The organism is Microvirga arvi, assembly GCF_016892765.1.
GTDB lineage: Bacteria > Pseudomonadota > Alphaproteobacteria > Rhizobiales > Beijerinckiaceae > Microvirga > Microvirga arvi.
Window position 1 is genome coordinate 114,477 of sequence record NZ_JAFEMD010000008.1, and the last position, 17,939, is coordinate 132,415.

A 17,939-nucleotide genomic window follows, 5' to 3' on the forward strand; every position below is an offset into this window, starting at 1 on the left:
TCGGTGCGATACGCGCGACTTACGCCGCATCCAGCGCCTGATTGAGATCGTCGATCAAGTCTTCCGTATCCTCGAGGCCGATCGACAGGCGCACCACTTCGGGACCGGCGCCGGCCTGCGTCTTCTGCTCGTCGGTGAGCTGGCGATGCGTGGTCGAGGCCGGGTGGATCACCAGGGAGCGGGTATCGCCGATATTGGCCAGGTGCGAGAACAGCTTGAGGTTAGACACCAGCTTCACGCCGGCCTCGTAGCCGCCCTTGAGGCCGAAGGTGAACACCGCTCCGGCGCCTTTGGGGCAGTACTGCTTGGCGAGGTTGTGGTAGCGATCCGAACGCAGGCCCGGATAGCTGACCCAGGAAACCTTGCTGTGGCTCGCCAGATGCTCGGCCACGGCGAGGGTGTTGTCCGAATGGCGCTGCATGCGCAGCGGCAGGGTCTCGATGCCGTTGAGGATGAGGAAGGCGTTGAAGGGCGACAGGGCAGGGCCGAGGTCGCGCAGGCCGAGCACACGGCAGGCGATGGCGAAGCCGAAATTCCCAAAAGTCTCGCCCAGAACCATCCCGGCATATTCCGGACGCGGCTTCGAGAGCATCGGGTAGCGGTCGTCGCCGGCAAAGTTGAACGAACCACCGTCCACGATAAGGCCGCCGACCGAGTTGCCATGGCCGCCGAGGAACTTGGTGGCCGAGTGCACGATGATGTCCGCCCCGTACTCGAAGGGCTTGATGAGGTAGGGCGTCGCCATCGTGTTGTCGACGATGAACGGGATGCGGTGTCTCTTGGCAATGGCCGCGATGGCCTGAAGATCGACGATCACGCCGCCCGGATTGGCAATCGATTCGACGAAGATCGCCTTCGTCTTGGGGGTGATGGCCGCCTCGAAGGACGAGGGGTCGTCCGAATCGGCCCAGACAACGTTCCAGCCGAAGTTTTTGTAGGCGTGGTTGAACTGATTGATCGATCCGCCATAGAGCTTCTTGGCTGCGATGAATTCGTCTCCTGGCTGAAGCAGGGTATGGAATGTGAGGAACTCCGCTGCGTGGCCTGACGCAACGGCAAGGGCCGCCGTGCCGCCCTCAAGCGCTGCGACACGCTCCTCGAGAACCGAACAGGTCGGGTTGCCGATGCGGGAATAGATGTTGCCGAATGCCTGCAGGCCAAAGAGCGACGCCGCGTGGTCTACATCGTCAAAGACGAAGGACGTGGTCTGGTAGATCGGCGTCGCGCGGGCGCCGGTCGCTGCATCGGGGGCGGCCCCCGCATGAATGGCGAGCGTGTTGAAACCTGGCAGACGGTCGGTCATGGCAGCAGCCTTTTCTTCTCAAGGGCGACATTATGTTCTCTTTAAAGAACGAAACGTTCGTCCGGTCAAGGAGGCCGTCTAAGCGGTTTCCGGTACGCTTTAAGAGCGATTGAGGCTGAGCTTCTGGAAGCCTTTTCCCGACAGAACCGGCTTCTTGGAGCTGATCATCCGTGAGTTGACACCCTGCCAGGAAATTTCGCCGGAGAGGCGGCCGAACTCGATCTTCGGGCAGCGATCCATCACGACCTTCAGGCCCTTGGCCTCAGCCTTGCCTGCGGCCTCGTCGTTGCGCACCGAAAGCTGCATCCAAAGAACCTTCGGCAGCGGGTCGAGTGCCAGCGCCTCGTCCGTGATCGGCCCTGCCGCTTCCGAGTTGCGGAAGATCTCGACCATGTCGATTGGGACAGGCACGTCCTTCAGGGAGGCGTAGACCGGCTTGCCGAGAAGCTCAGTGCCGGCCAGGCCGGGATTGATCGGGATCACGTCGTAGCCCCGCTCCAGCAGGTACTTGGTCACGATCCAGCTCGGACGCGCCGGATTCTGCGAGGCGCCGACCAGGGCGATGGTCTTCACGCTGTTGAGGATGCCGCGGATGTATTCGTTTTGATAATTGTCGTGATTCATGAACGGAACGTATGGGATAGGGCAGGGCAGTTCAATGAGCATCGCAGATTCATGGCAGCGCACCACCCCATCATGACCCGCGACGAGCTGACGGCTTTCCTCGACCGCGAGTTCCCGCAGATCCACATCGGCGGGCAGACCTATTTCGTGGATGAGGTCGGGCCCCTCTCGGCGCGGATGCGGATGAGCTACCACGAGCGCCATATTCGGCCGGGAGGAACGATCTCAGGACCAGCCATGATGGCACTGGCGGACCTCGCCCTCTATGTGGCGATCTTGGCCCATATCGGCCCTGTGGCGCTTGCCGTCACCACGAGCCTGAACTTCAACTTTCTGCGGAAGCCCGAGCAGCGGGACCTTGTCGCCGATTGCCGGCTGCTGAAGCTGGGCAAGCGGTTGGCAGTCGGCGACGTCTCCATCTATTCGGAGGGCAGCTCCGACGTGGTCTGCCACGCGACCGGGACCTATTCGATCCCGGACCGCCGCTGATGCCGACGTGAGCGTTCAAGCCTTCGGCGGCAGGAGCGCATCGTCGATTGCACGGGCCTTGAGGGCGGCGGGACGGTTGCCGATCCGGTTCCAGTAGGCCTCGAAGGCGGGCCGCTTCTCCAAGGTCCCGAACATCATGCCCCAGCCGATCTGGGAGCCGACATAGACATCGGCGGCGCTGAACTGATCGCCTGCGATGTACTCGGACTGGGAGACCGCATATTCCAGCGCGTTCAGCACATTCTCGATGGAGCCGTAGCCTATCATGCCCTGCCGCTCCGGCGGCACCTCGAAGCCGAAAGCTTTGTTGCTCAGGGCGGCCTCGACCGGCCCCGCTGCAAAGAACATCCAGCGGTAATATGTGCCCCGGTGAGGATCTCCGGGTGGTGGCGCCAGTCTCGCATTGGGAAAGGCATCGGCCAGATAGGCGCAGATCGCCGCCGCCTCGGTGACGACCGTTCCCTCATGAAGGATCGCGGGCACCTTGCCCATGGGATTGATCGCGCGGTAGCCGGGGGCCTTCATCTCTGGTCCGAAGGCCAGAACCTCTGTCCGATAGGCGCAGCCCGTTTCCTCCAGCATCCAGCGCACGATCCGCCCGCGCGACATGGGATTCGTGAAGAAGATCAATTCATCAGCCATGGAGTGCCCCTCTTTCTAGCTGCGGAACCGATTGTGCCCTAGTCTGCCGGCTAAGCATAGCCTCGGCACATCCAAGCTTAAATTCATGTGGTTTCTAATTACCTCATATGCGGTATTTAAATACCTGATGACGATAAGTAATTGAATTAAATGCAGATTTAAGGTCTGCCGACCAGTTGGTTTCGTGTTGACTTGCCCATATGAAAATACTAAACAGCTCTCACTCGCCGCCGCATTTCGCGGCGGTTTGTCGTTTCAGAACCTGAGCCATATGGCTCTAACGGGATACAGCGCAATGAAGACTACAACTTCGCTGAAGCCCGCCGAGGTCGAGAAGAAGTGGGTTGTGATCGACGCGAAGGGCCTCGTTGTAGGCCGTCTCGCTTCGGTCGTTGCCATGCGCCTGCGTGGCAAGCACAAGGCGAACTACACGCCCCACGTCGACTGCGGCGACAACGTCATCGTCATCAACGCCGACAAGGTGGTGTTCACCGGCCGCAAGCGCGAGCAGAAGGTGTACTACCACCACACCGGTTATCCGGGCGGCATCAAGGAGCGCACCGCGAAGTTCATTCTCGACGGTCGCTTCCCCGAGCGCGTGGTCGAGAAGGCTGTGGAGCGCATGCTCCCCCGAGGCCCGCTCTTCCGTCAAATCATGGGCAACCTGCGCGTCTACAAAGGCGCTGAGCATCCGCATACGGCTCAGCAGCCGGAAGCGCTGGATGTTGGTGCCCTCAACAGCAAGAACGTGAGGGCTTAAATCCATGGCGACCCTTCAGTCTCTCGCCGATCTGGGCCAGAACCCCCAGACCGCCGCTCCGGAAGCTCCGAAGCACGTCCAGAAGCTCGATACGCTCGGCCGCGCCTATGCCACCGGCAAGCGCAAGGACGCGGTTGCCCGCGTCTGGATCAAGCCCGGCTCCGGCAAGATCGTCATCAACGGCCGTGCGGTCGAGGTGTACTTCGCCCGCCCCGTGCTCCGCATGATCCTGGCGCAGCCGCTCCAGATCGCCCAGCGCGAAGGCCAGTACGACATCACCGTCAACGTTGACGGCGGCGGTCTCTCCGGCCAGGCCGGCGCGGTCCGTCACGGCCTCGCCAAGGCGCTGACCTACTACGAGCCGGACCTTCGCGGCCCGCTCAAGAAGGAAGGCTTCCTGACCCGCGATCCGCGCGTCGTCGAGCGTAAGAAGTACGGCAAGAAGAAGGCCCGCCGCAGCTTCCAGTTCTCGAAGCGCTAAGGCTCCTTCAGCCAAAGATTTTGGAAAGGGCGGCTCTCGGGCCGCCCTTTTTGTTTGTCTTTATGGCTGCGCTTGTTGACAGGGCAGGCCTTCGACCCCATACAAGCGGCATGAGCCAGAGCCTTTTCAGCCTCCGACGCCGAATGAATGCCGCCCCGGCGCGCGTGTGAGGACGGCTGTCTGATAGCCTGAACGCAAGCCGCGCCGATGCGCGGCTTTTTTGTTTTCCCAAGAACCATATTGGCGCTATCGGCTTTGCCTAGGATCAGGCGGCCACAGGTGCAACGGATCGACCATGACGACCATGACACAAAGCTCAGCAGATTTCGGCTCGAGGACAAAGACTGTCTTCATCGACGGGGAGGCGGGCACCACCGGCCTCGGCATTCGCGAGCGCCTGAAGGACGTGCCCGGCGTGGCGATCCGCAGCATCGATCCGGAGCGGCGGAAGGACCCGGCTGCCAAGCGCGAGATTCTGGCTGAGGTCGATCTGGTGGTGCTCTGCCTCCACGACGATGCAGCACGCGAGACCGTGAGCCTCGTTGAGGACTTGAGCGGCCACAAGCCCCGGATCCTCGATGCCAGCACGGCGCACCGGGTCAGTCCCGGCTGGGTCTACGGCTTTGCCGAACTCGACCGCACACAGCGCGACGCGATCGCCAAGGCCGAGCGGGTCGCCAATCCCGGCTGCTATCCGACCGGCGCGATCGCACTCGTCCGGCCTCTGGTGGATGCTGGCCTCGTCCCGGCCGATTATCCGATCAGCGTGAATGCGGTGAGTGGCTACAGCGGCGGCGGGCGCTCGATGATCGAGGCCTATGAGGCCGGCACGGCTCCGGCCTTCGAACTCTACGGCCTCGGGTTTGAGCACAAGCATGTGCCCGAGCTGCAGAAGTACACGGGCCTGATCCGGCGGCCGATTTTCATCCCCTCGGTGGGCAACTTCCGGCAGGGCATGCTGGTGAGCGTGCCGCTCCACCTCGACATGCTGCCCGGCAAGCCGAAGGCTGCGGATCTCGAGGCGGCGCTCATGGGGCACTACCAAGGCAGCGGCTTGGTCAGCGTGGTGCCTACGATCGTGGGGGAGAAGAAGGTCGGGCGTCTCGAGCCGGAGGCCCTGAACGATACGGACCGGCTCGAACTCTTCGTCTTCCAGCACGACAGCTATAACCATGCCGTCCTGGTGGCTCGTCTCGACAATCTCGGCAAGGGCGCATCGGGCGCCGCCGTGCAGAACATCCAGCTCATGCTGGGGCTGATCTGAAACAGAGCGCCACCCCCGCTGTCATTCCGGGGCCGCGCAGCGGAGCCCGACCCGAAGGGCCGCGCCGAAGGCGTGGAAATCCATAACCGCCAGGATTGCAGAAAGAGGTGCAATGCTGACCGTGCTTTCCTGAAGCGTCGCGGTTATGGATCCCCGCCTTCGCGGGGATGACACGAGGTGTTAGCGAGGCGCGATTATGGCATAAGCGCGCTTCTCCTGATGGGCTACTGCCCCTTCCAGCTCCGGCTCGTGCCCGGTGCATTGTCCTCGAATGCGACGAAGCGCTGGCGCTGCTCGCCAAGGCCTTCGATGCCAAGCGACACCACGTCGCCGGCCTTGAGGAAGCGCGGAGGCTTCAGGGCCATGCCGACGCCGGGCGGCGTGCCCGTGGTAATCACGTCGCCGGGTTCCAGAATCATGAAGTGGGAGACGTAGGAGACGATCTGCGCCACGTTGAAGATCATGGTCTTCGTCGAGCCGGTTTGCATGCGCTCGCCATTCACATCGAGCCACATGGAGAGGTTCTGAGGGTCGGGGATTTCGTCCCTGGTCACCAGCCAAGGGCCGAGAGGTCCGAAAGTCGGGCACCCTTTGCCCTTGGTCCAGGTGCCGCCGCGCTCGATCTGGAATTCGCGCTCGGAAACGTCGTTGCAGACGCAGTAGCCGGCCACATAGTTGAAGGCCTCGTTGGCGCCGATATAGGAGGCGCGCTCGCCGATCACGATAGCGAGTTCCACCTCCCAATCCGTCTTCTGCGAGCCGCGCGGGATGATCACGTCGTCATGGGGGCCGACGATGCAGGACGGTGCCTTGTTGAAGACGATGGGCTCGGCCGGAATGGCTGCGCCCGTCTCGGCCGCATGGTCGGCATAGTTCAGCCCGATGGCGATGAAATTGCGGACCTGCCCCACGCAGGCTCCCAGGCGCTGGCCCGAAGGGGCAAGGGGGAGGGTGCTCGGGTCCGTCTGGCGAATGCGGTCCAGCGTCTGCGAGGACAGAGTCGCTCCGGTAACGTCAGGAATAAGCCCCGACAGATCCCGGACCTGCCCGTCGGCGTCCAGCAGTCCCGGCTTCTCCTGCCCGGCTTCCCCAAATCTCACCAGCTTCATCAAGCGCTCCTCTCGTTACGATACCGGCATAATCGGCGCGGCTGCTTCGTGCAAGAATGCACTTTCAGGCGTAAACATGTTGCTGTTTTGCCACGAGACCGCACAAAGTGGGGAATTTCCGCCTCTTCAGTATTCGAAGCAGAGACCGGCAACGGTCATTCCAATACATCGGTTTACATATGAACCATTAGGGCATGCTTTGAGAATACTGAATTTTTTGAGAGTATTTCGAAGTAAAATTCACATCGAATTCTAAAATTTAGCATATGTTAACAATCTAAGCGCGGCGCATAATCGGATTGCGGCGGAATTTAAGCGTTGGCACATTGGCCCCAAGGCGGGATTCGCCCGCAGAAGAAACAAATGGGTAGGAAAACTCCATGAGTCGTCTCTCTCGTCCTTTGACCCTTGCTGCAGTCTCTCTTGCAGCTCTCGTCGCCGCTCAGGGCGGCGCCCAGGCCGGTGGCTTCGCCATCCGCGAGCAGAGCGCCACGGCTCAGGGTCTTTCCTTCGCCGGTGCCGCATCGGGTTCGGGCTACCTCTCGTCCATGTTCTGGAACCCCGCCGCCATTACGATGATGCCCGGCTGGCAGACCGATGCGAGCCTGTCGCTCATCGTCCCGCGGGTCGACATCAACCCACTGCCGTCCGTTCCGACCTTCGCTCTCGGCGGGTCCGGCGACATCGGCCAGGATGCGCTCGTTGCGGCGAGCTACAACTCCTACCAGATCAACGACATGCTGTGGGTCGGCCTCTCCGCCACCTCGCCCTACGGCCTCGTGACGGATCCGCGGGACAACTGGTCCGGTCAGGTCTATTCCCGTTCGTCGAGGGTCTTCTCCGTCAACGTCAACCCGGTCGTCGGCGTGAAGCTGAACGACTGGTTCTCGGTTGCGGTCGGCCCGTCCCTTCAGTACTTCGACATCAAGCTCAAGCGGGCGGCAGGCGTGGCGCCCGGCGCACCGAGCGTCATCCTCGACGGCGACGACATCGGTTTCGGCTTCACGGCCGGTGTGACGATCACGCCGTTCGCCGGCACGACGATCGGTCTCGGCTATCGCTCACGGATCGAGCATGGCCTTGAAGGTACGGTCTCCATCCCGGGTCCGACCGGCATCATTCCGATCAGCTCCGATCTGAGCACCCCGGACCAGCTCACCCTCGGCATCTCGCATGCCTTCACGCCCGCCTTGACGGTGCATGCGGGTTTCGAGTGGACGAACTGGAGCATTCTTGAGACGCCTCTCGTCACCGGCCCCGGCGGCGTTGTCGTCACCGACCTGCCCCTCAACTACGACGACGGCTATTTCTACTCCCTCGGTTTCGACTACAAGCTGAACGACCAGCTCACCCTGCGCGCCGGCTTGGCCTACGAGGAATCGCCGATCGACACGAACATCCGTTCCACCCGTCTGCCCGACAATGACCGCATCTGGGCGTCTGTCGGCGCCAGCTACCAGTGGAACAACAAGCTGTCCTTCGACCTCGCCTACACCCACATCTTCACGAAAGAGACGGATATCCGTATCGTTCCCGGGCATCAGGACTTCGAAGGGCTTCCCTTCCTTGCCGATGTGGATGCCAGCACGGATATCGTGACAGTCGGTCTGCGCTATCGCTGGGACGATCCGGTGGTTGCCATCCCGGCGGCTCCGATCGTTCGCAAGTACTGAGTTCTTCAGTAACTAGACAACAAGAAGGCCGGCGTTTCGCCGGCCTTTCGTTTTTGGGTATGGGCAAAGAAAATGAAGCTTCAGGACTTCGCCAGAACGTAGGTTCCAGGCGCGTCGCAGAGAGGTTCGAGCTTGCCGCTTCCAGGCTCCCGCGCCGGCACCATCTTGGGGGCTTGGGCCTTGATCCATTCGAACCAGTAGGGCCACCAGGAGCCGGGAGTCTCGTTGGCCTGCTTCATCCAATCCTCCAGTTCCCCCTCAGTGGGGCCGCCGGTCCAGAACTGGTATTTCGGCTTACCCGGCGGATTGACGACGCCGGCGATGTGCCCCGATCCAGCAAGCACGTAGTGGACCGGTCCGCCGAAGGCCTTCGAGCCGACGAAGACCGAGCGGGCAGGGGCGATGTGGTCTTCCTTGGCGGCCAGGTTGAAGATCGGCACCTTCACCTTCTTCAGATCCAGCTTCACGCCGGCCAGCTCCATCTCGCCCTTGGCGAGCTTGTTCTCGAGATAGCAGTTGCGCAGGTAGAAGGCGTGATTGGCCGCGGGCATGCGGGTCGAATCGGCGTTCCAATACAGCAGGTCGAACGGAAGGGGCGCCTTGCCCTTCATGTAGACGTTGATCACATAGGGCCAGATCAGGTCGGTCGGCCGCAGCATGTTGAAGGCGTTGGCCATACGCGAGCCTTCGAGGTAGCCGCGCTTCTTCATATTGGCTTCGAGATTGCGAACCTCCTCCTCGCCCGCGAACACCTTGAGATCGCCGGCATGGGTGAAATCCACCTGCGCCGTAAACAATGTGGCGCTGTCGATGCGCTTGTCGCGTTTGGCAGCCATGTAGGCGAGGGTTGTGGACAGCAGGGTTCCGCCGACGCAGTAGCCGATCGCCGTCACCTTTTTCTCAGCCGTAGCCTGCTCGATGGCTTCCAGCGCCGCGAAGATGCCGTCGCGCATGTAATGCTCGAAGCCCTTCTCGGCATGCTGCTCGGCCGGGTTCACCCAGGATATGCAGAAGACGGTGAGGCCCTGCGAGACCGCCCAGCGGATGAAGCTCTTATCCGGGTTGAGATCGAGGATGTAGTACTTGTTGATCCAGGGCGGCACGATCAGAAGCGGTCGCTTGAGCACCTTCTCCGTCGTCGGCGCGTACTGGATCAGCTCGATCAGATCGTTGCGGAAGATCACCTTGCCCGGAGTGGTGGCGATGTTGACGCCGACCTTGAAGTTGCTCGGATCCGACTGGCGGATCTTCAGCTCACCCTGGCCGGCCTCGATGTCCTCCGCCAGCATGGAGATGCCGCGCACGAGGTTGGCACCGTTCTCGCGCATGGTCTCCCGGATGAGTTCGGGATTGGTCAGGAGGAAGTTGGAGGGCGAGAGCGCGCTGGACAGCTGCTTGAGATAGAACTGCGCCTTGTGCCGGGTGCGCTCGTCGAGGCCATCCGCATTCTCCACCAAATCCTCCGCCCAGCGGGACGATATGAGGTAGGCCTGCTTCAGGAAATCGAAGATCGGGTTCTCGGACCATTCCGGGTCCTTGAAGCGGTTGTCCTTGGGCTCGGGCTCGGCGACCGGCTCCGCAGGCTCGCCCTGAGCGCGCCTCAGGGTCGAGGCCCAGAGGCTCAGGAACTGAGTGCCGAGACGAGACTGGGCCTCCAGGCTCTTCTGCGGATCGGTCATCCAGGCTTCGGCCACGCGGCTCAAGGACTTGATCGCCTCCGAGGCATCTCCGGGAGGTTCGGTTAGAATTTTGCCTTCCTGAACAGGCTTGAGATAGGCCGCAGCGGCCTTGCCGGCGCCCTCGATGAAGCGCGTCATATTACGGGAGAGTTCCTCGAAGTCCGGTGTAGAGGCTTGAGTCTTCTCTTCACCATATGGCTTGTCCATAAGGCGATCTCCCTCTATCGCAGCAGCATTGCCCTCGGGCTGCACTTCCGACATCTTAGCTTTCGACCTGTCGGGTTTGCCAGAGTCATGTTGCCATCCTTAGGTATCAGAAATGCGTAAGAAGCCCCTTTCGATCCCTCGCGTTGCGGCGTTTGCGCTGATCTCGTTCGCGGCTGCCGGCATGGCAGGTTGCAACAGCAACCCCGTGCGGGACGTGGCAGCGAGCGTTGGGGCGGGGCCCCAGATGGCGGCGAGTCCGGACTTCGTTGCGCGCTCCCGGCCGGCCGATCTCGACTATATGCCGATCAGTGCCTCGGTGCCCGAGCGTCCGACCCCGGCTCGCACGGCGCAGGAGATCAAGGCTGCCGAGGCGGAGATGGATGCCCTGAGGGCTCGGAACGAGGCGGCCGGCGCACAGGCTGCAGATCTGGGCAAGACGCCGCCGCCTGAGCCGATCAGGCTTCCGGCCAACACGTCGCAGCAGACGCGCCAGAAGACGAATTCCAAGAGAACGCCTTAGTGCCTATACGGAATGATGTGATTCCGCTCGGGGACGAGAAACCATGTCTGATTTCTACCGGATCAAGCGCCTTCCGCCTTACGTCTTCGAGCAGGTCAACCGCATCAAGGCGGCCGCCCGGGCCAATGGGGCCGACATCATCGACCTCGGCATGGGCAATCCGGACCTCCCGGCTCCGCAGCATGTGATCGACAAGCTCGTCGAGACCGTGGGCAAGCCCCGGACCGACCGCTACTCCGCCTCCAAGGGCATCTCGGGCCTGCGCCGCGCCCAGGCCGGCTATTACGAGCGCCGCTTCGGCGTGAAGCTCAACCCGGACACGCAGGTGGTGGCGACGCTGGGCTCGAAGGAAGGCTTCGCCAACATGGCCCAGGCGATCACGGAGCCGGGCGATGTGATCCTGGTGCCGAACCCGAGCTACCCGATCCATGCCTTCGGCTTCCTGATGGCGGGCGGCGTCATCCGCTCGGTTCCCGCCGAGCCGACCCCCGATTTCTTCATCGCCGCCGAGCGGGCCGTGGCCCACTCGATCCCGAAGCCAGTGGCGCTCGTCGTCTGCTATCCGTCGAACCCGACGGCCTATGTGGCCTCCCTCGATTTCTACCGGGATCTCGTCGCCTTCGCGAAGAAGCACGAGCTGATTCTGCTGTCGGACCTTGCCTATTCGGAGGTCTATTTCGACGAGGCGAACCCGCCGCCCTCGATCCTGCAGGTGCCCGGCGCCATGGATGTGGCCGTGGAGTTCACCTCCATGTCCAAGACCTTCTCCATGGCCGGCTGGCGCATCGGCTTCGCGGTCGGCAACGAGCGCCTGCTGGCGGCTCTGGCCCGCGTGAAATCCTATCTCGATTACGGAGCTTTCACGCCGGTGCAGGTGGCGGCAACCGCAGCCCTGAACGGGCCGGACGACTGCATCCGCGAGATGCGGGCGACCTACAAGCGCCGCCGCGACGTGATGGTCGATTCCTTCGCGAAGGCAGGTTGGCCCGTGCCGGTGCCCACCGCTTCCATGTTCGCCTGGGTGCAGATCCCCGAGAAGTTCCGGTTCATGGGCAGCCTGGAGTTCTCCAAGCTCCTGGTGGAGAAGGCCGACGTGGCGGTTGCCCCCGGCATCGGCTTCGGCGAGCACGGCGATGACTATGTGCGCATCGCCCTTGTGGAAAACGAGCAGCGCATCCGCCAGGCTGCGCGTAACATCCGCAAGTTCTTCGATAATGCGGACCAGACCCTCCACAACGTGGTGCCGATGGTTCGCCGCGGCTAACCCGCCGTCACAGGAATTCATGCCGATCCCTGTTCCAGGGATCGGGTCCGCATGGACATGGAACCCCGGCAGTCGTAAAAGCAGCCCGACATTCTCAAGGAGCTGTTGTACGTGACTCGTCCTCTACGGGTCGGCATTGCCGGCCTCGGCACCGTCGGCGCATCGGTCATTCGCATTCTCGATCGTCAGAACGAAGTCGTCGCCCAGCGGGGCGGCCGGCCGGTCCAGGTCGTTGCGATCTCGGCCCGCGACAGGACCAAGGACAGAGGCTTCGATCTTTCCCGCTTCACGTGGCTCGACAATCCGGTGGACCTCGCCGGCTCGGTGGATGTCGATTGCGTCGTCGAGCTGGTCGGCGGCGCGGATGGTGTAGCCCTGCAGACGGTGCGCACGGCTCTGTCTCATGGCAAGCACGTGGTCACTGCCAACAAGGCGCTCCTGGCCAAGCACGGCCTCGAGCTGGCGAAGCTTGCCGAGGACAAGGGCGTCTCGCTCGCCTTCGAGGCTTCCGTCGCCGGCGGCATCCCGATCATCAAGACCCTTCGCGAGGCCCTGCCGGCCAACCGCATTTCGCGGCTCTACGGCATCCTCAACGGCACCTGCAACTACATCCTCTCCCGCATGGAGCTGGAAGGCCTCACGTTCCAGGAATGCCTGAAGGACGCCCAGCGCTTGGGCTATGCGGAGGCGGACCCGACCTTCGACGTCGAGGGCTACGACACGGCCCACAAGCTCGCAATCCTCACCAGCCTTGCCTTCGGCACTGAGATCGATGCCGATGCGATCTATGTGGAGGGCATCTCCTCGATCGCTCCGCTCGACCTCGCCATGGCGAAGGAGCTGGGTTTCCGCATCAAGCTCCTGGGCGTTGCCGAGCGCACGAGGACGGGCATAGAGCAGCGCGTTCATCCGACCATGGTGCCGAGGACGTCCTCCATCGCCCAGGTCATGGGCGTGACGAACGCGGTCACGGTCGATGCCGATGCGGTCAGGGAGCTGACCCTGATCGGGCCGGGGGCCGGGGGCGATGCCACCGCTTCGGCCGTCGTCGCGGACATCGCCGATGTTGCAACCGGCAAGGTGCAGCCGCTCTTCGGCGTCCTCATCGACCGTCTGGAAAAGGCGCCCCGCGCGCCTATGCAGCGGCATGAGGGCGGCTACTATATCCGCCTGACCGTCCATGATCGGCCCGGCGTTGCGGCGGGCGTGGCGACGCGCATGGCGGAGGCGGACATTTCGCTCGAGAGCATTCTCCAGAAGCGTTCGGAGCTCGCCGCCAACAAGGATCCGCACGGTCGCTCGGGCACTCCGGTTCCCCTGGTGCTGATCACCTATGCGGCCACCGAGGCCTCGATCCGCTCGGCCCTGGAAAAAATTTCGGGGGATGGTCTTATCGCCGAGCCGCCCCAAGTCATTCGCATCGAACGCGAGTAACCCTCGACCGGGCCTCTCGGTCCGCTCACGATCATAATAAGGGAGACGACACGTCCATGTCGCAAGGCATTACCGTCCAACCGGGCCAAATCATCGAGCGCATCCTGACCCTGGAGCTTGTCCGCGTCACCGAGCGTGCGGCCGTGGCCTCCGCCAGGCTGCGTGGCCGCGGCAATGAGAAGGCCGCCGACCAGGCTGCCGTGGATGCCATGCGCCGTGAGCTGAACAAGCTTCCCATCGACGGCACGGTTGTGATCGGCGAGGGCGAGCGCGACGAGGCGCCGATGCTCTTCATCGGCGAGAAGGTCGGCAACAAGCAGGGGCCGAAGGTCGACATCGCCGTCGATCCGCTGGAAGGCACGACGCTCTGCGCCAAGGACATGCCCGGCTCCATCGCCGTCATGGCCATGGCTGAGGCCGGTACGCTCCTGGCTGCGCCCGACGTCTACATGCACAAGATCGCCATCGGCCCCGGCTACCCTGCCGGCACCGTCGATCTCGACGCCAGCCCGGAGGAAAACCTGCACAACCTCGCTAAGGCGAAGGGCGTGAAGGTGAACGAACTCACGGCCCTCGTGCTCGACCGCCCGCGCCATGCGGATCTGATCGCCGCCATCCGCAAGACGGGAGCCGGCATTCGCCTGATCTCGGACGGCGACGTCGCCGGCGTGATCTTCACGACGAAGCCTTCGGAAACCGGCATCGACATCTATCTCGGCATCGGCGCGGCCCCCGAAGGCGTGCTGGCGGCAGGCGCCCTGCGCTGCATCGGCGGCCAGATGCAGGCCCGCCTGATCCTCGATTCGGAGGAGAAGCGCTCCCGCGCCCTTCAGATGGGCGTGACCGATCCCAACAAGAAATACGACATGGCGGACCTCGCCCGCGGCGACGTGATCGTGGCCGCGACCGGCGTCACCGACGGCGCGCTGATCAAGGGCGTCCATTTCGGCAAGGACGTGATCACCACCGAGACCGTGGTGTACCGCTCCGCCACCGGCACCGTACGCCGCATCTACGGCGAGCACCGGGAACTGGCGAAGTTCCATCTGGACTAGCCTTTTACAAAATGCTCAGACGTCATGGCCGGGCTTGTCCCGGCCATCCACGTTTTTAGGAGGTTTGAAAACGTGGATCCCCGGAACAAGTCCGGGGATGACGCTGGAGCAGGTATGGACAACCAAATGATCCACATACGTCCCTTTACCACGGGCGACCGCGAAGCCTGGGAGCCCCTCTGGCAGGGCTATCTCACGTTCTACAAATCCTCTTTACCAGCCGAGGTGACGGAGGAGACGTGGCGGCGGCTCAATGATCCGGCCGAGCCCATGCACGGGCTTGCCGCCATCCTCGACGGCAGGATCGTCGGCATCGTGCACTACCTTTATCACCGCTCCACCTGGACGACGGGCGATTACTGCTACCTGCAGGATCTGTTCACGGCGGAGGAGGCGCGGGGGCGCGGGGCCGGCCGGGCTCTGATCGAGGCGGTCTACGAGAAGGCGCAGGCCGATGGCGCCAGCCGGGTCTATTGGCTGACCCACGAGACCAACATTTCAGCCCAGGGGCTCTACGACAAGGTCGCCGCCCGCACGGGATTTATCCAATACCGGCAGCTGCTGAGCTGAGACGTCATGCCCGGACTTGATCCGGGGATCCGGCTTTGTTCAAGACATACCCTCATCCTGAGGAGGTCGCGGAGCGACCGTCTCGAAGGATCGTCCAGTGCTCTCTCCCTCCCCCCTCTGCGGGGGAGGGTGGCGAATGAAAGTGAGCCGGGAGAGGGGGCGTCATTGGTCTTGCACCGCCCCTCTCCCGACCCTCGCTGACGCGAGGGCCACCCTCTCCCGCACAGGGGAGAGGGCAGGCGCGCGTGTTCTTATTTTGTTCTTGACAATCATCCTAAGCTGGGCTATATCGTTGTCTTAGATCTGGTCCTGTCGAGGGGCGCGCTCGCGAGGCGTCGCAGTGCGGGAGCAGACACGGTCTCGCAGGCTTGCCTCGCACGCAGTCTGGCGAGAGGCCCAGGCTGTGTGCCGGTGGTCGGAATCGGTTCAAGGCCCCCGTCGAGCAGACGGACAACGCCTTGAACGGTCACCGGGCTGGCATCGCCTGAACGCCTAAAGAAACCGTGCGCGAAGAGGCATCTCGGCTCTTCCATCTCACACCATCCATCATCGAGCCGGGCTGCCTGACGCGCCACCCTCGATCACCCATCAGGCTCGCAGCGCAACGCTGCGGGCCCCAAGGCGCTGGCCCTTTGACAATCCACTGCTTGAACGCTTGCCGGATCGCCTGCGGCATCCGGGATAACAACGAGACGGCGCTCCCCCGAAGATCGCCGGGTGTTTTGACCACAATTCGCGGGTAAGACTCCCGCTGTGACCGAATCATCTCCTCTTCTCCTGCCCAAGCCCTTCCTGGGCATCAGCAATTCCGCCCTCGGGCGCACCTGGGTCGAGCGCTGCGATGCCACCCAGAGCACGATTGCGCTTGCCATCGCTCAGACTCACGGCCTGCCGGATGTCCTGGCGCGCGTGCTCGCGGGTCGGGGCGTCGGTATCCACGACACTGAGGGCTTCCTGAACCCGCGCCTGCGGGATCTCATGCCCGATCCGCATGTGTTTACCGACATGGAAGCGGCCGCCTCGCGGCTCGCCGACGCGGTGGCGCGAGGCGAGAAGGTGGCGATCTTCGGCGATTACGACGTAGACGGGGCCTGCAGCGCCGCGCTGCTGGCGGAGTATCTGCGGGCCTGCGGCGTGGAATATGCGATCCATATTCCCGACCGCATCACGGAGGGCTATGGCCCGAACGTCGATGCGATCCGCGCGCTGAAGCAGCAGGGCTCCGACATCCTGGTCACGGTCGATTGCGGCACCGCCAGCATGGAGCCTCTGGCCGAGGCGAAGCGGCTCGGCCTCGATCCCATCGTTCTCGACCATCACCAAGCGCCCGAGCAATTGCCTGAGGCGCTTGCTATCGTGAACCCGAACCGGCAGGACGACCTGTCGGGCCTCGGTCATCTCTGCGCGGCGGGGGTGGTGTTCCTGTTCCTCGTCGCTCTCAACCGGACCCTGCGTTCGCGCGGCTTCTTTCAGGGCCGCCCCGAGCCGGATCTGATGGGGAGCCTCGACCTCGTCGCCCTCGCGACCGTGGCGGACGTGGTGCCGCTCCTCGGCCTTAACCGGGCCTTCGTGCGCCAGGGGCTTGCCATCATGAAAAGCCGCCGCCGGGTGGGCCTTGCGGCGCTCCTCGACACGGCAGGCCTCGCCGGAGCGCCGGAGAGCTGGCACCTGGGCTATCTCGTTGGACCGAGGATCAATGCCGGCGGGCGCATCGGCGATGCCGCTCTGGGTTCGAAGTTGCTGCTGACTGAGGACACGGCCCAGGCCGGCCGCCTGGCAGCAGAGCTCGACCGGCTCAACCGCGAACGCCAGAGCATTGAGGTCGTCGCCGTTGCCGAAGCTGAGGCCCAGGCGACGATGGCGCTCGAGCGCATGCCGGATCTGCCCGTTCTCGTCACCGCCTCGGCCGAGTGGCACCCCGGCGTCGTCGGCCTGATCTCGGCCCGCACCAAGGAGCGGTTCCGCCGTCCGGCCTTCGCCTTCACCCTCAACCAGGACGGCACGGCCACCGGCTCGGGCCGTTCCGTGCCGGGTGTGGACCTGGGTCATGCTGTGCGGGCTGCCGTCGAGGCAGGGCTGGCCATCAAGGGGGGCGGCCACACCATGGCGGCCGGCGTGACGATCCAGGCGGCTGATCTCCAGCGCTTCCTCGACTTCGTCACCGAGAGACTCTCCGATCCCGTAAGCGCCATGCGGCTGCGGGACAATTTTGCCATCGATGCAACCCTGACCGCAGCCGGCGCCCAGCCCACTGTGGTGACGGCCCTCGAAAAGGCAGGGCCGTTCGGCCAGGGCCAGCCAGAGCCGGTTTTCGTCTTCCCGCAGCATCGCGTGATCGAGGCGAGGGAGGTCGGGAGCGGCGGGCATCTGCGCGTCAAGCTTCGCGGCGGCGACGGCAGTTTCATCGGCGGAATCGCCTTCCGCGCCGCCGGCCAACCGCTTGGCAACGTCCTGTCCCAGGCCATCGGAAATCCGCTTCATGTAGCGGGGACTCTCTCCATCGACCGTTGGGGTGGCGGCGAAAAAGCCGAGCTTCGCATCATGGATGCGGCAAGGCCCGAATAATTGAAATCGGGTGCTTGCGATGCGTCACGAACCCATCTATAGGTTCGCCCACTTCGGCGGCACCGCCCCGAAGTCCTGCGCGCCCTTCGTCTATCGGTTAGGACATCTGCCTTTCACGCAGGAAAGAGGGGTTCGACTCCCCTAGGGCGCGCCACTCCTTTTGCATCCCGAAAAATTCAACCGCTTGAGTGCCTTACTTGCATCTGCGCAACCGGGATCTCATCGAGCACATCAGTTCGATGAACGGTTAGGCTCTCGCAGGTTAGAGGTTTGGCGCGCGATTGCTGCAAGGTACGCCTT

The 17,939-nt window shown here is 63.4% G+C and carries 16 protein-coding genes and 1 tRNA gene; 12 read left to right on the forward strand and 5 right to left on the reverse strand.

What is annotated here, in order from left to right; all coding sequences use genetic code 11:
• Window positions 1–19: 19 nt before the first annotated feature.
• Window positions 20–1,303, reverse strand: a complete 1,284-nt coding sequence (locus ILT44_RS07175; RefSeq protein ID WP_204238891.1) for an O-acetylhomoserine aminocarboxypropyltransferase — start codon at window positions 1,301–1,303, stop codon at window positions 20–22.
• Window positions 1,304–1,402: 99 nt separating this feature from the next.
• Window positions 1,403–1,927, reverse strand: coding sequence for a CoA-binding protein (locus ILT44_RS07180; protein WP_204238892.1), 525 nt, complete (start codon window positions 1,925–1,927; stop codon window positions 1,403–1,405).
• A 51-nt stretch (window positions 1,928–1,978) separates the two neighbouring features.
• On the opposite strand from ILT44_RS07180, the gene ILT44_RS07185 reads away from it, so the two are divergent.
• Window positions 1,979–2,416: a PaaI family thioesterase gene (locus ILT44_RS07185; RefSeq protein ID WP_239467967.1), complete on the forward strand. Its 438-nt coding sequence runs from the start codon at window positions 1,979–1,981 to the stop codon at window positions 2,414–2,416.
• A gap of 15 nt (window positions 2,417–2,431) precedes the next feature.
• On the opposite strand, the gene ILT44_RS07190 is transcribed toward ILT44_RS07185, so the two are convergent.
• Entirely contained in the window at window positions 2,432–3,058 is a 627-nt protein-coding gene (locus ILT44_RS07190) for a glutathione S-transferase family protein (RefSeq protein ID WP_204238893.1), read from the reverse strand.
• Window positions 3,059–3,353: 295 nt separating this feature from the next.
• Here ILT44_RS07190 and rplM point away from each other — a divergent pair, with 295 nt between their 5' ends.
• The 3 genes from rplM (at window position 3,354) to argC (ending at window position 5,563) form a co-directional block, all read left to right on the forward strand.
• Window positions 3,354–3,818, forward strand: a complete 465-nt coding sequence (gene rplM / locus ILT44_RS07195; RefSeq protein WP_204238894.1) for a 50S ribosomal protein L13 — start codon at window positions 3,354–3,356, stop codon at window positions 3,816–3,818.
• Window positions 3,819–3,822: 4 nt separating this feature from the next.
• The gene (gene rpsI, locus ILT44_RS07200; protein WP_204238895.1) at window positions 3,823–4,299 is read left to right on the forward strand and encodes a 30S ribosomal protein S9; all 477 of its coding nucleotides are present in this window, start codon (window positions 3,823–3,825) and stop codon (window positions 4,297–4,299) included.
• A gap of 295 nt (window positions 4,300–4,594) precedes the next feature.
• On the forward strand, window positions 4,595–5,563 hold the full coding sequence (argC, locus tag ILT44_RS07205) for an N-acetyl-gamma-glutamyl-phosphate reductase (RefSeq protein WP_239467968.1): 969 nt from the start codon (window positions 4,595–4,597) through the stop codon (window positions 5,561–5,563).
• A 224-nt stretch (window positions 5,564–5,787) separates the two neighbouring features.
• Here argC and ILT44_RS07210 read toward each other — a convergent pair whose 3' ends face one another.
• A complete protein-coding gene (locus tag ILT44_RS07210) occupies window positions 5,788–6,672 on the reverse strand; it encodes a fumarylacetoacetate hydrolase family protein (RefSeq protein ID WP_204238896.1) in 885 nt (294 codons plus the stop codon).
• A gap of 380 nt (window positions 6,673–7,052) precedes the next feature.
• On the opposite strand from ILT44_RS07210, the gene ILT44_RS07215 reads away from it, so the two are divergent.
• Window positions 7,053–8,345 carry an OmpP1/FadL family transporter gene (locus ILT44_RS07215; RefSeq protein WP_204238897.1) on the forward strand — a complete coding sequence of 431 codons (1,293 nt, stop codon included), beginning with the start codon at window positions 7,053–7,055 and terminating at the stop codon, window positions 8,343–8,345.
• Between the two features lie 80 nt (window positions 8,346–8,425).
• Here ILT44_RS07215 and ILT44_RS07220 read toward each other — a convergent pair whose 3' ends face one another.
• Window positions 8,426–10,231, reverse strand: a complete 1,806-nt coding sequence (locus ILT44_RS07220; RefSeq protein ID WP_239467969.1) for a PHA/PHB synthase family protein — start codon at window positions 10,229–10,231, stop codon at window positions 8,426–8,428.
• A gap of 112 nt (window positions 10,232–10,343) precedes the next feature.
• Between ILT44_RS07220 and ILT44_RS07225 the strand changes: the two genes are divergently transcribed.
• The 7 genes from ILT44_RS07225 to ILT44_RS07255 all read left to right on the forward strand — a co-directional run bounded on the left by ILT44_RS07225 (window position 10,344) and on the right by ILT44_RS07255 (window position 17,793).
• Window positions 10,344–10,751, forward strand: a complete 408-nt coding sequence (locus ILT44_RS07225; protein WP_204238898.1) for a hypothetical protein — start codon at window positions 10,344–10,346, stop codon at window positions 10,749–10,751.
• A gap of 43 nt (window positions 10,752–10,794) precedes the next feature.
• Complete coding sequence (locus ILT44_RS07230; RefSeq protein WP_204238899.1) at window positions 10,795–12,015, forward strand: LL-diaminopimelate aminotransferase; 1,221 nt, start codon at window positions 10,795–10,797, stop codon at window positions 12,013–12,015.
• Window positions 12,016–12,126: 111 nt separating this feature from the next.
• The gene (locus ILT44_RS07235; protein ID WP_204238900.1) at window positions 12,127–13,449 is read left to right on the forward strand and encodes a homoserine dehydrogenase; all 1,323 of its coding nucleotides are present in this window, start codon (window positions 12,127–12,129) and stop codon (window positions 13,447–13,449) included.
• 56 nt (window positions 13,450–13,505) lie between these two features.
• On the forward strand, window positions 13,506–14,504 hold the full coding sequence (gene glpX, locus ILT44_RS07240) for a class II fructose-bisphosphatase (RefSeq protein WP_239467971.1): 999 nt from the start codon (window positions 13,506–13,508) through the stop codon (window positions 14,502–14,504).
• Between the two features lie 126 nt (window positions 14,505–14,630).
• Window positions 14,631–15,074 carry a GNAT family N-acetyltransferase gene (locus ILT44_RS07245; RefSeq protein WP_204238901.1) on the forward strand — a complete coding sequence of 148 codons (444 nt, stop codon included), beginning with the start codon at window positions 14,631–14,633 and terminating at the stop codon, window positions 15,072–15,074.
• A gap of 753 nt (window positions 15,075–15,827) precedes the next feature.
• Window positions 15,828–17,639 (forward strand): single-stranded-DNA-specific exonuclease RecJ, encoded by a 1,812-nt coding sequence (gene recJ, locus ILT44_RS07250; RefSeq protein ID WP_204238902.1) that lies wholly within the window; start codon window positions 15,828–15,830, stop codon window positions 17,637–17,639.
• Window positions 17,640–17,718: 79 nt separating this feature from the next.
• Window positions 17,719–17,793, forward strand: a tRNA-Glu gene (locus ILT44_RS07255).
• Window positions 17,794–17,939 lie beyond the last annotated feature (146 nt).